At 64.2% G+C, this 14,243-nt stretch carries 16 protein-coding genes; 12 read left to right on the top strand and 4 right to left on the bottom strand.

All coding sequences use genetic code 11. The features are described from left to right. Window positions 1-36: 36 nt before the first annotated feature. Together tatB and tatC are read left to right on the top strand one after the other, a co-directional pair. Window positions 37-420, top strand: a complete 384-nt coding sequence (tatB, locus tag OU999_10880) for a Sec-independent protein translocase protein TatB (protein WAC22265.1) — start codon at window positions 37-39, stop codon at window positions 418-420. Beyond that, on the top strand, window positions 417-1,235 hold the full coding sequence (gene tatC, locus OU999_10875) for a twin-arginine translocase subunit TatC (GenBank protein ID WAC22264.1): 819 nt from the start codon (window positions 417-419) through the stop codon (window positions 1,233-1,235). Before tatB ends, tatC begins: the two co-directional genes overlap by 4 nt. Here tatC and OU999_10870 read toward each other — a convergent pair whose 3' ends face one another. Both OU999_10870 and OU999_10865 read right to left on the bottom strand, forming a co-directional pair. Continuing rightward, window positions 1,236-1,598: a hypothetical protein gene (locus tag OU999_10870; GenBank protein ID WAC22263.1), complete on the bottom strand. Its 363-nt coding sequence runs from the start codon at window positions 1,596-1,598 to the stop codon at window positions 1,236-1,238. Further along, window positions 1,598-2,281, bottom strand: coding sequence for an EI24 domain-containing protein (locus OU999_10865; GenBank protein ID WAC22262.1), 684 nt, complete (start codon window positions 2,279-2,281; stop codon window positions 1,598-1,600). Before OU999_10865 ends, OU999_10870 begins: the two co-directional genes overlap by 1 nt. A gap of 122 nt (window positions 2,282-2,403) precedes the next feature. Here OU999_10865 and OU999_10860 point away from each other — a divergent pair, with 122 nt between their 5' ends. The 6 genes from OU999_10860 (at window position 2,404) to proC (ending at window position 8,248) form a co-directional block, all read left to right on the top strand. Beyond that, a complete protein-coding gene (locus tag OU999_10860) occupies window positions 2,404-3,402 on the top strand; it encodes an adenosine kinase (GenBank protein WAC22261.1) in 999 nt (332 codons plus the stop codon). 1,439 nt (window positions 3,403-4,841) lie between these two features. Beyond that, a complete protein-coding gene (locus OU999_10855) occupies window positions 4,842-5,621 on the top strand; it encodes a TlyA family RNA methyltransferase (protein ID WAC22260.1) in 780 nt (259 codons plus the stop codon). 103 nt (window positions 5,622-5,724) lie between these two features. Beyond that, entirely contained in the window at window positions 5,725-6,294 is a 570-nt protein-coding gene (locus OU999_10850) for a tryptophan-rich sensory protein (GenBank protein WAC22259.1), read from the top strand. Between the two features lie 90 nt (window positions 6,295-6,384). Next, on the top strand, window positions 6,385-6,654 hold the full coding sequence (locus tag OU999_10845) for an accessory factor UbiK family protein (GenBank protein WAC22258.1): 270 nt from the start codon (window positions 6,385-6,387) through the stop codon (window positions 6,652-6,654). 139 nt (window positions 6,655-6,793) lie between these two features. After that, a complete protein-coding gene (locus OU999_10840; protein ID WAC22257.1) occupies window positions 6,794-7,297 on the top strand; it encodes a YbjN domain-containing protein in 504 nt (167 codons plus the stop codon). A 147-nt stretch (window positions 7,298-7,444) separates the two neighbouring features. After that, complete coding sequence (gene proC / locus OU999_10835; protein ID WAC22256.1) at window positions 7,445-8,248, top strand: pyrroline-5-carboxylate reductase; 804 nt, start codon at window positions 7,445-7,447, stop codon at window positions 8,246-8,248. A gap of 6 nt (window positions 8,249-8,254) precedes the next feature. Here the strand turns inward: proC and OU999_10830 are convergent, their stop codons facing one another. Continuing rightward, on the bottom strand, window positions 8,255-9,124 hold the full coding sequence (locus OU999_10830; GenBank protein WAC22255.1) for an LOG family protein: 870 nt from the start codon (window positions 9,122-9,124) through the stop codon (window positions 8,255-8,257). Window positions 9,125-9,149: 25 nt separating this feature from the next. After that, a complete protein-coding gene (locus OU999_10825) occupies window positions 9,150-9,956 on the bottom strand; it encodes an extensin family protein (protein WAC22254.1) in 807 nt (268 codons plus the stop codon). Window positions 9,957-10,178: 222 nt separating this feature from the next. Between OU999_10825 and OU999_10820 the strand changes: the two genes are divergently transcribed. The 4 genes from OU999_10820 to serA all read left to right on the top strand — a co-directional run bounded on the left by OU999_10820 (window position 10,179) and on the right by serA (window position 14,189). Continuing rightward, the gene (locus tag OU999_10820; GenBank protein WAC22253.1) at window positions 10,179-10,784 is read left to right on the top strand and encodes a ferric reductase-like transmembrane domain-containing protein; all 606 of its coding nucleotides are present in this window, start codon (window positions 10,179-10,181) and stop codon (window positions 10,782-10,784) included. Window positions 10,785-10,824: 40 nt separating this feature from the next. Beyond that, a complete protein-coding gene (locus OU999_10815) occupies window positions 10,825-11,136 on the top strand; it encodes a PepSY domain-containing protein (GenBank protein WAC22252.1) in 312 nt (103 codons plus the stop codon). Window positions 11,137-11,288: 152 nt separating this feature from the next. Beyond that, entirely contained in the window at window positions 11,289-12,443 is a 1,155-nt protein-coding gene (locus OU999_10810) for a phosphoserine transaminase (GenBank protein WAC22251.1), read from the top strand. A 159-nt stretch (window positions 12,444-12,602) separates the two neighbouring features. Next, complete coding sequence (serA, locus tag OU999_10805; protein ID WAC22250.1) at window positions 12,603-14,189, top strand: phosphoglycerate dehydrogenase; 1,587 nt, start codon at window positions 12,603-12,605, stop codon at window positions 14,187-14,189. The last annotated feature ends 54 nt before the right edge of the window (window positions 14,190-14,243 follow it).

The raw sequence follows: 14,243 nt of genomic DNA, 5'->3' as shown, positions 1-14,243 counted from the left end.
GGGTCGCCACCCGCTGCATGAAGGCGTGACCATGTCATGATGGACATCGGATCGACCGAATTGCTGATGATCATTATCGTGGCGATCGTGGTGATCGGCCCGAAGGACTTGCCGCGCGCGCTCTACAAGGTGGGGCAGGTGATCGGCAAGGCCAAGGGCATGGCGCGCCATTTCCGCAGCGGCATCGACGCGATGGTGCGCGAGGTCGAGCTGGAGGAAATGGAGAAGAAGTGGAAGGCGGATAACGAGCGCATCATGCGCGAATATGCCGCCGCCAATCCAGCCGCCGCTCCCGCACCCCCGCCGGCAGCTTCGCCTGCGCCTGCGATGGAACCGCTGCCAGATGCCGCGGCTGTGCCTGCCGCTGCGCTTCCCGCAGCTGCGGCGCCGGCCGAGCCTGCCACCGAGGGTGAGCGATGAGCACGCCCGAAGACGAAATCGATTCCTCGCGCGCGCCGCTGCTCGATCACCTGATCGAGCTTCGCCAGCGGCTGGTCCGCTGCGTCATCGCGCTGCTGATCTCCTTCGGCATCTGCTTCTATTTTTCCGAGCACATCTTCTCGTTCCTTGTCGTTCCGCTGAAGGAAGCCTTTGGCGATGGCGGCGGACGGCTGGTCTATACCAAGCTGTACGAAGCGTTTTTCGTGCAGGTGAAGGTGGCGATCTTTGCGGCCTTCTGCCTGTCGTTCCCGGTGATCATGAACCAGCTCTGGGCGTTCGTCGCGCCCGGATTGTACCGGCAGGAAAAGCGCGCGCTGCTGCCCTTCCTGCTGGCGACGCCCGTGCTGTTCACCGCAGGCGCGTCGCTGGCTTATTATGTCGTGATGCCCACGGCCTTCCATTTCTTCCTGCAATTCCAGGGGGAATCGGGCGGGCTTTCGGTCGAGGCCTTGCCCAGCACCGATGCGTATCTGTCGCTGGTGATGCAGTTCATTCTCGCCTTCGGGATCAGCTTCCTGCTGCCGGTGCTGCTGATGCTGCTCAACCGCGCGGGCATCGTCTCGCGTGCGCAGCTGATCAGCGTGCGGCGCTACATGATCGTCGCCGCGTTCATCGTCGCCGCCGTGCTGACCCCGCCCGATGTCGTCTCGCAGCTGATGCTCGCGATCCCGCTGATCCTGCTGTACGAGCTCAGCATCTTCGCGATCTGGTTCACCGATCGCAAGGCGGCCAAGGACAAGCCCGCCGAAGAAGCCGAAGCGCCCGCTGCCGTGCAGTCTGAACCTGCCGAATAGCTATTTGCGCAGCGCGTCCACACAGGCAGCGCGATCGACCGACTGGCCATCCTTGCGCCGGGCATCGACATAGGTGGCGATCTGCGCGCCGCCTGAACCTTCGGGATACAGGAACACGTCGAGCACGCAGGCATTGCCCACGAACTGCAGCTTGCGGGCATCGAACTCGCGAATGTCGAGCCGGGGCTGGCCGAACAGCTTTTCCAGGTCGCGCTGGCCCTTGCCCAGCACCGCCTCCAGCCCCTTGACGTTGAGCGTGGTGCTGCGCGCGGGCAGGGTAGGGCGCACCGGCGCGACCGTCTTTTGCGGGGCCGCGCAGGCGGCCAGCCCGGCGCTGAGCGCGAGCAGGACAGGATAACGCATCAGACCTTCCCCCCGGCCGCGCGCTGGTGAAAAAGGTGCGTGGCCATCGCGGCGGCTATAATCGGCGCGAGCAGATTGACCAAGGGCACCAGCAGCAGCAGATTGGCACACAGCCCGAGTATGAAACGGCTGGTCCGGGAAGTCTGTGCCAGCGGCAGATGCGGGTGCCGTGCGGCGACCATCTCGTCCAGATCGCGCCCCACCAGCACCGCGTTTACGCCCAAGAACACCATCGGTGCGCCGACCCCGGTGAACAGCAGGATCAGCGCAAAGGGCAGGGCGATGGCGTTGTAGAGCAGCGCCCGGCCCAGGCTGCGCAGCGCCATGGCGATGGAGGGCCCGATCGGCAGGTCGCGCGCGCTGGCGGCGGCGTCGGGATAATGCTTGCGCTCGACCGCGATGACGATGCGGTCGGCGAACAGCTGGAGCACCGCGATGGCCACGACGCGCCACCAGAACCAGAAGGCGATGATCGTCGCGATCGCGGCGAGCACGCCTGTCCATGCGGCATAGTCCGAAAGCGGGCCGCCATATGCGGCCGTCGCCCAGGCCAGCCCCTGCCACAGCGCCCAGCCGGTCGCGGCAAAGACCAGCAGCGCAAGCATGATCGTCCAGAAAAGGGCGCCCAGGATCGCGCGGTCGCCCAGCTGGCCCAGGCTCTTGAAAAAGGCGTTCAGCATCATGGCCGATGTCGGACAATTCACCCGCCCGGTCAATCGCGCAGCATTCGGGCTTGAACCCGTGGCCCCGAGTCGATAGGCGCGCGGGCAGTCTTCTTCCCGCCAGATGTGAAAGTGCTTGCCTGATGACCAGCCCCCGTTTTGACGTCCTCGCCATCGGCAATGCCATTGTCGACGTGATGGCCCCTGCCGACGATGCCCTGCTGACGCGCGAAGGCCTAGCCAAGGGCGGCATGATGCTGATCGACGCCGACCGCGCGACCTCGCTCTACCAGGCGATGGGCCCGGCGCAGGAAATCAGCGGCGGTTCGGCGGCGAACACGCTGGCCGGCATGGCGGCCATGGGCTGCAAGTGCGCGTTCATCGGCCAGGTCGCCGACGACCAGCTCGGCGAAGTGTTCGCGCATGACGTGCGCGCGCTGGGCATCGACTACGCGACGCCCGTCCGCGCCGGTGACGATGTGCCGACCGCGCGCTGCCTGATCCTGGTGACGCCCGACGGCCAGCGCACGATGAACACCTTCCTGGGCGCTTCACAGTTCCTGCCCGCCAGCGCGCTCGATGCGACGATGATCCAGGACGCGGCAGTGCTGTATCTCGAGGGCTATCTGTGGGACCCGGAAGAGCCCCGCGCCGCGATGCGCGCCGCGATCGACGCTGCCCGCTCGGCAGGCCGCAAGGTTGCCTTCACGCTGTCAGACGCGTTCGTGATCGACCGCCACCGCGCCGATTTCCTCGATCTGCTCGACAAGGGCCAGATCGACATCCTGTTCTCGAACGAGGCGGAAATCTGCTCGCTGGCTGAAGTCGATGATTTCGAAGCCGCAGTCGCCACCGTCTCGGCCAAGCTGCCGACCCTTGTCGTCACCCGCAGCGAAAACGGCGCGATCGCGATCCATGAAGGCCAGCGCTATGCCGTCGCCGCCGAGCCGATCGACAAGGTCGTCGACACCACCGGCGCGGGCGACCTGTTCGCCGCCGGTTTCCTCGCCGGACAGGCGCAGGGCCGCGATGTCGAAACCAGCTTGCGCATGGGTGCGATTGCGGCTGCCGAGATCATCTCGCACTTCGGGGCACGCTCGTCGGTGGATCTGAAGGCGCTGATCGCGCAGAAGCTGGGTTGAGGGCTTGGCGGGTCCGGGGGTGATCGCCGGACCGCCTAACGTTACGGCATGACAGCGTTAGGCCGCAGCGTTCTGCGGCCTCGGGTCATGTCTGTTTTCGGCACGCTGTTTTGATTGCAGCAATGTCGGAAGCTGGGTGGTTTTTTGCCAACGCGCGGAAAGGCTAGTTACATTAAAAATCATAAAGTTTCCGGCTCGTTCTTCTCGGCCATTTTCTCGCGACGGTCCCGCTTGAGTGCATCAGTTTTGCCCAACCTCCAACCTCGCCATGAAACAAAAGCAACTCATGGGGTTCCAGCAACCAAGAGGATTCCGACGGCAACTGACGGGGGCAAGAGGCTTAGAGTTACTATCGCGAGAAGTAGCACAGGAAGTACCAACGGGACGTCCGCTATGCTCATGGCCCGCGGACCAGCCAGGCATTGGTCGACCCAATCTCTGATCGCTAAATAAAGCCTCATTCTCGAAGTATGGCAGCTTCGCTTAATGGCAGCAACGGGGTTGCTTGCTGATTGGCGGGTATCCTACAAGATATCGCCAAAGCTGACATCCCCATCCACTCAGCCTCAGTTTGTCGAAGGCCGCGCTATATGGCCAGCGTCGGCGCGGGTCCTTCGACTTCGCGGGCTAAAGCCCGCGGCTCAGGATGAGCGGAGGTGGTTAGAGAAGTTTGGGAGCGCAAGATTGCAGTGATGTGCGTTCCCCTCCCTCAAAGGGAGGGGTTAGGGGTGGGTCGGCGCCTGGATGCGATCTTGCTGGCGCGCTGCGCGCGCCTACCCACCCCCGGCCCCTCCCTTGCTGGGAGGGGTGTTATGGTTTGTGGATCGCGCTCGGTGGTGAAGCCCTCTCCCCTTTAGGGGGGAGGGTTTGGGAGGGGGGATTGCGCTGCACTTGCCCCTCTCAGCTGCGGCTAATCAGCAGAACTGATAAGCCTTCGCATCTCTCCCCTGAAGGGGAGAGAGCATTCGGGTGTGCCGAACGGTGCCAACGATGCGGGAAAAAACAAAACCCGGCGGAGCATGACGCTTCAACGCTCGGGGTGCCATGAAATGAGAGGGGCCGCCGGGAGTCACAGCCCCCTGCACGGCCCATCACATGGTCAGCGGCCGGAAGTGCCGCCTTCGAAGTGTATGTCGCGCTTGTTCAAGCGCCTGCCCTGACCAAAGGGCAGAAGGCTATCAGCCGCGAACACTCCGAATGGACTTGACCGACCCTCTTGCTGAACCATGAGACATCGGATCACCTCCTTTCGCTATGTTGAAACCAAGTGAAGGGCCATTCGCAAAAACCCGGATTTGTGCGGGTTTGTGACGATCTGTATTCCTTGCATGACTGTTTTGAATCATCGCCGGGGCAACGGCAAGTCTTGTATTTCATTTTTTTCCGGGTAATCATCTCGCGCTCGCAAAACGCCGTGCACGCCGGTAAGAACCGCCCTCATGGCAGAGCACAATCCCCGCCCATCTTCGGACAAGCCGCGCAAGACGCGTATCGATCAGCTGCTGGTTGATCGGGGCCTGGCCGAGAGCCGTTCGCGCGCGCAAGCGCTGATCCTGGCCGGGCTGGTCTTTGCCGGCGAGCGCAAGGTCGCCAAGGCGGGCGAGACGGTGATGAGCGATGCGGCGATCGAGGTGCGCGGGCGCGATCATCCCTGGGTGTCGCGTGGCGGCATCAAGCTTGCGCATGCGCTCGACCATTTCGGCATCGACGTTACCGGCATGACCGCGATCGATGTGGGGTCCTCCACCGGCGGCTTTACCGATGTGCTGCTGACGCGCGGCGCGGCGCATGTGTTCGCGGTCGACAGCGGCACCAACCAGCTCGCCTGGAAGCTGCGCCAGGATGACCGGGTGACGGTGCATGAACAGACCAGCGCGCGCATCCTGACCGACGCGCACATCACGCGTCCCATCGATATCGTGGTGTGCGATGCCAGCTTCATCGCGCTCGACAAGGTGCTGCCGGTGCCGATGTCGTTCGCCAGGGCAGGCGCATGGCTCGCCGCACTGATCAAGCCGCAGTTCGAGGTGGGCAGGGACCAGATCGGCAAGGGCGGTGTCGTCCGCGATCCCGCCCTGCATACAGCGGTGTGCGACCGCGTGATGCAATGGCTGGAGAGCATCGACTGGCCGGTCACGGGGCTGACACAAAGCCCCATTACGGGGCCAAGCGGCAATATCGAGTTCCTTGTCGCCGCGCAAAAGGGACGCAGTTGCTGACCCGAACCGGTACGCAAAGCGATGGTAAACCACGCTGGCGCGTGCCAGATGAATCCGATATGCGAAGCACCAAGCCCTTTTGCGGGCAGGAGAATCCGCCTCGATGAATGAAATTGCCTCTCCCGCGCAGCTTCGCCTGGCATTTCTGCGCTGGGCCCTGCTGTTTGTCCCGCTGGTCGTGCTGCTGGGCTTTGGAATCAGCAATTTCTCCGGCTCGGGCGAAGAGAATCGCTGGTTCCAGGCGCTGCAGAAGCCGGCCTCGCAGCCGCCGGGCTGGGCCTTTGGCGTGGCATGGTCGATCCTCTATGTCATGATGGGGCTGGCCGTGACCGTCGTGGTCACCGCGCGCGGTGCCCGCCTGCGCGGCCTCGCAGTGCTGCTGTTCTTCGTCCAGCTGGCGCTCAACCTTGCCTGGCCGGTCTATTTCTTCCGCATGCATCAGGTCACGGGCGGGTTCTATCTCATTGTTGGCGTGTTCGTCGCGGCCTTTGCCACGACCATCGTCTTCGGCCGCATCCGCCCGCTGGCGGCCTGGCTGATGGTGCCGTATCTCGCCTGGCTGTGCTTTGCCTCGGTGCTCAACAAGCAGATCGACGAACTGAACCCCGATGCCGAGCAGCTGGTCGTGCCGCGCGAGGGGCAGCGCATTCAGCTCGCCCCGCCGGGCCAGTAACGCGCGGTTGCGGTTGGCGCATCCGGTCCCCACATGCTAGAATTACGGGATGCAAGGACGCGTGACGCGTCTCCCTCCAAGGAGTTTATCATGCAGAACAAGTCCGAATTTGGCGGCGATTTCGCAAAGTTCATCAACGGCCTGGCCGGTACTGTCGCAGGCATGAGCCGCGAGGCAGGCGAGAGCGCGCGCGAGCGGACCCGCGAATGGATCGCCGGGCTCGATTTCGTAAGCCGTGACGAGTTCGAGGCGGTCAAGGAAATGGCGGCCAAGGCCCGCGAAGAGGCTGACAGCCTTGCCGCGCGTATTGCGGCGCTGGAAGCGGCTCTGGCTGCCAAGAGCGCAGGTGGCAGCGAGTAAGGCCCCGTTACCCCTGCTTATCCACAGTTTTTGAACAAAGTTCACGACATGGCGGAGGGTGCCATACCCTCCGCCCATTGCGCGCAGCCGGGCATCGGGTCATCTTGGAAACTGTGCCACGGGGCGCGAAAGGAATTTCATGAACGAACAGCAGCTTGACCTGGATCGGGAGGAAGCCGCCCCGGTCGACATGCTGGCCGCGCTGTTCGAGGCGCGCGGCTGGCCGTGCGAAATGGTCGGCGAAGACGAGCTGCTGACCGAGGTCAAGGGCAGCTGGACCAGCTATCAGCTGCGCGCGATCTGGCGGCACGAGGACAATGTGCTTCAGCTGCTTGCCATGCCCGATATCCGCGTGCCCGATGACAAGTTTGCCGCGGTGTGCGAGGCGCTGGCGCTGATCAATGAGCAGCTCTGGCTGGGCCATTTCGATATCTGGTCGAACAGCGGCGTGGTGCTCTATCGCAACGGCATGATGCTGGGCAGCGATGCGATGCTGGGGCTGGACCAGGCGCAGCTCGCCGTCGAAGCCGCGATCGACGAATGCGACCGCTTCTACCCGGTGTTCCAGTTCATCCTCTGGGGCGACAAGAGCCCGCAAGAGGCGCTGGCCGCCGCGCTGATCGACACGCAGGGCGAGGCTTGAGCGAGATCTCCGGATTAGCTTGTACCGTCATTCCCGCGAACGCGGGAATCCCGCTCCTTCCGATGGGTTGAGACAGAAGCGGGACCCCCGCCTTCGCGGGGGTGACGAGATGGATTTTGCCTGGTCATCTGGACAGAGGTGGTAGTTGTGCCCAATCCATTCCCCCAATCGCTGCTGGTGGTCGGCTCGGGCAATATGGCCGGTGCCATGCTGCGCGGCTGGTTTGCGCAGGGGCTTGATCCCGCCAGCGTCACCGTGGTCGATCCCTCGCCGCGCGATCTGCCCGATGGTGTGCGCCACCTGACGGCGATCGATGCCAGCATCGCGGCGCCCGACTGGCTGCTGCTTGGCATCAAGCCGCAGATGCTGGGCGATGTCGCGCCGCAGCTCGCAGCAATCGATCTGTCGCCGACGCTCGTGGTCTCGATGCTCGCAGGGGTCGAGTGCGCAGGCCTCCGCGCGGCACTGCCCGGTGCGCGCGCAGTGGCGCGAATCATGCCCAATATGGCGGTCAGCATTGGCCAATCGGTGACCGCGCTGTTCGCCCAGGGGCTGGCAGACGATGACCGCGCCCGACTGGAGGCGCTGTTCGCGATGCTTGGCACGGCCGAATGGCTGGCGGACGAGGCGCAGATGCACCTTGTCACCGCGCTCAGCGGATCGGGTCCGGCCTATCTGTTCCGCTTCATCGATTCGCTCGGCAAGGCCGCAGAAGCGCTGGGCATGCCCGACGATCAGGCGGCGCGCTTTGCCATGGCGATGGTGCGCGGCTCTGCCGAACTTGCGCACCTGTCGAGCGAAACCCCCGCCGAGCTCGCCGAACGCGTCGCCAGCCCCGGCGGCACCACCCGCGCGGCGCTCAACGTCTTCGATGCCGACGCCGCGCTCGACCGGCTGGTGGCAGAGGCGATGGCCGCTGCCGCCAGGCGCAGTGTCGAACTGGGTCAGTAAACCCTTTCAGCCGCAGGGCAGGTCGTAGAATGCGCGGATCTTGGCCCAGGCTTCGTCTGCGGTCTCGACAAAGCTGAACAGGTCCAGATTGCCGGGCGAGATCACGCCTTCTTCGGCCAGCGCCTCGAAATTGACGACGCGGTTCCAGAAGTCCTTGCCGAACAGCACGATCGGGATCGCCGCCATCTTGCCGGTCTGGATCAGTGTCAGCAGCTCGAAAAACTCGTCGAACGTGCCGAAGCCGCCGGGGAACACCGCGACTGCACGCGCGCGCAGCAGGAAGTGCATCTTGCGCAGCGCGAAATAGTGGAACTGGAACGACAGGTGCGGGGTGACATAGCGGTTGGGCGCCTGCTCATGCGGCAGGACGATGTTGAGCCCGACCGAATCCTTGCCGACATCGGCAGCCCCGCGATTGGCCGCTTCCATGATCGACGGGCCGCCGCCCGAGCAGACGACGAACTGGCGCTTGCCATCCTCGATCACGCCGCATTCGCTGGCGAGCTGGGCCAGCTTGCGCGCCTCTTCGTAATATTTCGCCTTGGCCACCAGACGTTCGGTTACCTTCTTTTCCTCCGGGCTGCGCGCGCCTTCGACCAGGCCTTCGGTCTTGTCGGGGGCGGGGATGCGGGCGGAGCCGTAAATGACCAGGGTGGATCCGATTCCGGCCTCTTCCAGCAGCATCTCGGTCTTCAGCAATTCCAGCTGGAAGCGGACCGGGCGCAGTTCCTGGCGCAACAGGAATTCTGTGTCGCCAAAGGCCAGCCGATAGGCCGGGTCCTGGGTCTGGGGGGTATCGTGCACGGCGCGTTCGGCGGTGCGGGCGTCTTCGGCGGCGGGGCGGAACCGCGGCTCTGTCAGGTCTTTGTTAGTCATCGCCCGCAATTAATGGGCGCAGGGGCTATCGGCAATAGCCTTGGCCGCTCATGTCGACGTGCAGATGGTCGCGGTGCGCCGCATTATATTCCGGCCCCAGTACCGTGCCGAAGCGCTTGCAGGCGCTGGCATGGATGGTGCGCAGGAACGCGCGCTCCTGATTGCTGCCATTCCATCCGTCCTTGACGGTGATGCGGCGACCATCGGCCAGGACGAACCCGGCAATGTCGATGGCATTGGCATGGGCATGCTGTGAAAGCTTCAGCGACCCGGCGATATTGCGGCAGGCATAGCTGCCCATCGTTTCGATCTTGACCAGCGGACTGCCCAGCATCTGCTCTGCGGCGCGAGCGATGCCGAATTGCGCCCATCCGGCAAAGCGCTGCGCCAGTTCGCAGCGGACCGGGCCGATATTGCTGATCGCCAGTTCGCTGCGCCCGCGTCCGGTCTCCATCAGGCCGATGGTCGAAAGCCGCACACTCCCCAGTTGCGAGCAGCCCGCGCCAAAGGTCTGGTCCGGCACCGGGGTGAAGCGCACCTGCGCCTGAGCCAGCTGGCTGATGCACTGGCGGGTTTCCCTGACCGGCGGCGCGGCGAGCGCAGGCCGCGCGGCCTGCATGCTGCGCGCGGGCGGCTGCACCGGGGCGCGCGACAGGGTGCGGCCCTCTGGCAGCACCGAGCATCCCGCGATCAGCACCGAAAGCGCCGCGACCAGCGCCATGCGCTGCAATTCGGGAGATTCGCTGATGGCGTTGAAGCGCGGGTCCGCCCGGCGCGGCGCGGATCGCGCATGCGCCTTCGGACCCGCGCTCTCGCCGGCGCTCATCGCCATCGGGCCGCTACCATAAGGCAACGAGCAGCCGGTGGCCGGGGTGGGACCTTGATGAGCGCCTTGGGTCATGGCCTTGGCTATAATCAATGAAATTTAACCCTGATGTGCCGAGCGTGGTTAACGCGGCGATAGGGATTGCAACCGGGCCATTGCGCGCCTGTTGCGGCAGGTCTAGCTCTGGGCGGGATAAACGGGCGCGAGGCAAGGGATGGTGCAGACACGATGTTGCGACTGATCAATGTCCATGGTTTTTTCTGGCTGCTACTCGCGATTCCGGCGATCGGCATGACCATCGGATTCGTGCGCGATCCGGTCACCGCGTTCGATCTGATCCACCCCAGCGGCGAATTTTCGGTCCGGTTCATGATCATCGCAATGATGCTGTCGCCGCTGCGCGCGATCTTCGGGCGGCAACGCTGGCTCGACTGGCTGCTCGCGCGCAGGCGGGCGCTGGGCGTTGCGGCATGCGGCTACGGCCTGCTGCACCTGGCCTTTTATCTGTATGACATGGGCGATTGGGGCATGATTGCCGAAGAGGCGCTGATCTTCAGCATCTGGACCGGCTATGCGGCGCTGCTGATCTTCGTGGCCATGGGGGTGACCAGCAACAACGCGTCGCAGCGCGCCATGCGGGCCAACTGGAAACGGCTGCAGCGGCTGGTCTATCCCGCCGCGGTGCTGATCGGGCTGCACTGGTTCTATGTCGACGGCGAGTATATGGGGATGCTCGTGCATTTTGTTCCGCTGCTTGTCCTGGAAACCGCACGCGTCATACTTATGTTCAAGCGGCGTTCAGCGCGACGAGGCACAGGGATTGCAACCGGTTGAATGGACCCAGGAAACCTGGCGAAGAGAAGAGGGACAAGAGATGAAATTCGGACAAGCCATGCTGGCAGTGGCCGCAGCCACCGCAATGCAGTTTTCCGCCAGCCCGGCAGCATTTGCCACTGGCAAGATGAAGTGCGACGCCGGCCCGCAGTCGAGCTGGAAGAGCCGCACCGATCTGGAGGCCAAGCTCAAGAAGGATGGCTGGACGATCAAGAAGTCCAAGGTCGATGGCGGCTGCTATGAGGTCTATGGCGTGACGCCCGAGGGCCAGAATGTCGAAGCCTATTTCCATCCGGTGACGATGGAAAAGCTGCTCGTATCGCAGCGCGGCAAGGTTATTTTCAAGAAGTGATCGATCGCTGCCCTGCGCTTTTGTTGCACAGGGCAGCGTGATTCTGGCGCCGTCGGCCAATTGGTGATTGCCAACCGTGCAATTCATCCCTAGGGCCGTCGACGGGCCACGCGGTCCCAACGCCGCGCGTGCTCTCTGCAAGGAGAGACTACATGACTGATACCGTTGGTGCGGGCGCTGTGCTCGCCGATAAACCTGCTACCCTGCCTGCTCGGCCGTATTTTTCTTCCGGCCCCTGTGCCAAGCCCCCGGGCTGGACCCCGCAGCAGCTTTCCACCGAATCGCTGGGACGTTCGCACCGGTCGAAGATCGGCAAGGCGCGTCTGCAATATTGTATCGACCTGATGCGCGAGCTGCTCAAGCTCCCCGACACCCATCGCATCGGCATCGTACCCGGCTCCGACACCGGCGCGTTTGAAATGGCGATGTGGACGATGCTGGGCGCACGCCCGGTCACCGCGCTCGCCTGGGAAAGCTTTGGCGAAGGCTGGGTGACCGATGCTGCCAAGCAGCTGAAGCTCGACCCCGTCATCCTGCGCGCCGATTACGGCCAGATCCCCGACCTGAATGCTGTCGATTGGTCGCATGACGTGCTGTTCACCTGGAACGGCACCACCTCTGGCGCGCGCGTTCCCAATGGCGACTGGATCGCCGACGACCGTGAAGGCCTGAGCTTTGCCGACGCCACCAGCGCGGTGTTCGCCTATGACCTGCCCTGGGACAAGATCGACGTCGCCACTTTCTCCTGGCAGAAGGTGCTGGGCGGCGAGGGCGCGCATGGCGTGCTGATCCTGGGCCCACGCGCCGTCGAACGGCTTGAGAATTACACCCCTGCCTGGCCGCTGCCCAAGGTGTTCCGCCTGATGAGCAAGGGCAAGCTGGCCGAAGGCGTGTTCAAGGGCGAGACGATCAACACGCCGTCGATGCTGGCCGTGGAAGACGCGATCTTCGCGCTCGAATGGGGCAAGTCGATCGGTGGGGCAGAAGGCATGGTTGCCCGCTCCAACGCCAATGCCGCCGCGCTCGATGCCATCGTGCAGGCGCGTCCGTGGCTCGGCCATCTTGCGCCCGATGCCGCAACGCGGTCGACCACCAGCGTCTGTCTGACGGTTGAAGGCGCGGATGAGGCCTTTATCAAGGCCTTTGCCGGGCTGCTCGAAAAGGAAGGCGCGGCCTTTGACATCGCGGGCTATCGCGATGCCCCTCCGGGCCTGCGCATCTGGTGCGGCGCAACCGTGGACACCGCCGATATCGAGGCGCTGGGTCCGTGGCTCGACTGGGCCTATTCCGAGCTGACCTCCAAGTAACACCCACCCGCCCTCTCTCCTTCAGGGGAGAGGGAAGAGCCGCGCAGCGGCGAAGGGAGAGGGGCTTACCCGCTTCATTTCACTCAACAACAGGGCCGGGACCAGAGGCCATTCCCCTCTACCCGGCCCCCTCCCCTGAAGGGGAGAGGGAGACATACAATGCCCAAAGTTCTCATTTCCGACAAAATGGACCCCAAGGCCGCGCAGATCTTTCGCGAGCGCGGTTGCGAAGTCGATGTCATTACCGGCCAGACGCCCGAAGAGCTGGCCGCGATCATCGGTCAATATGATGGCCTGGCCATCCGTTCCTCGACCAAGGTGACCAAGGCGATCCTCGATGCGGCCCCCAATCTCAAGGTCGTCGGCCGCGCCGGGATCGGCGTGGACAATGTCGATATCCCAGCCGCCTCGGCAAAGGGCGTCGTCGTGATGAACACGCCGTTCGGCAACTCGATCACCACTGCGGAGCACGCCATCGCGCTGATGTTCGCGCTCGCCCGCCAGCTGCCCGAGGCCGATGCCTCGACCCAGGCCGGCAAGTGGGAAAAGAACCGCTTCATGGGCGTCGAGCTGACCGCCAAGACCCTGGGCCTGATCGGTGCGGGCAATATCGGCTCGATCGTCGCCGACCGTGCGCTGGGCCTGAAGATGAAGGTCATCGCGTTCGATCCGTTCCTGACGCCCGAGCGCGCGGTGGAACTGGGCATCGAGAAGGTGACGCTCGACGATCTTCTCGCGCGCGCCGACTTCATCACGCTGCACACCCCGCTGACCGACCAGACGCGCAACATCCTGAGCAAGGAGGCGCTGGCCAAGACCAAGAAAGGCGTGCGCATCATCAACTGCGCGCGTGGCGGGCTGATCGATGAGGCCGCGCTCAAGGAAGCGCTCGATTCGGGCCATGTTGCAGGCGCGGCGCTCGACGTGTTCGCCACCGAACCGGCGCACGAGCACGCGCTGTTCAACACGCCCAACTTCGTGGCCACCCCGCATCTGGGCGCATCGACCAGCGAAGCGCAGGTCAATGTCGCGATCCAGGTCGCCGAACAGATGGCCGATTATCTGGTCAAGGGCGGGGTCACCAACGCGCTCAACATGCCCAGCCTGTCGGCGGAGCAGGCCCCCAAGCTGAAGCCCTATATGGCGCTGGCGACCAATCTGGGCCGGCTTGTCGGCCAGCTGGAGAGCGACCGCGTCAAGAGCATCGCGATCGAAGTCGAAGGCGCTGCGGCCGAACTCGACATGAAGCCGATCACCGCAGCGGTGCTCGCCGGGTTCATGAGCGCGTTCAGCGATGCCGTGAACATGGTCAACGCGCCGTTCCTCGCCAAGGATCGCGGTCTCGACGTGCGCGAGGTGCGGCATGATCGCGAAGGCGATTACCACACGCTGGTGCGCGTCTCGGTCGCCACGGCGGACGGCGAGCGCTCGGTCGCCGGCACTTTGTTCGGCAATGCCACGCCGCGTCTGGTCGAAATCTATGGCATCAAGATCGAAGCCGATCTCGACGGCCATATGCTGTACATCGTCAACCGCGACGAGCCCGGCTTTATCGGTCGTCTCGGATCGACGCTGGGCGAGGCCAATGTCAATATCGCCACCTTCCACCTGGGTCGCCGCGAGGCGCGTGCAGGCGGTGAAGCGGTGCTGCTGCTGTCGGTCGATGGAGCCGTGGCCGAGCCGGTGCTGTGGAAGCTGTGCCAGATTGCCGGCGTGAAGACCGTCAAGAGCCTGAAGTTCAGCTGACAGGGTTGCGGTGGATGCCCTGTCCCCGGCCTCGATGCCGGGGCGGGGCATCGC

Origin of the sequence: Blastomonas sp. SL216 (assembly GCA_026625625.1) — a bacterium.
Lineage (GTDB): Bacteria > Pseudomonadota > Alphaproteobacteria > Sphingomonadales > Sphingomonadaceae > Blastomonas.
The sequence above is the reverse complement of the archived record's forward strand: the minus strand, read 5'-3'. Positions and strand labels throughout refer to the sequence as shown.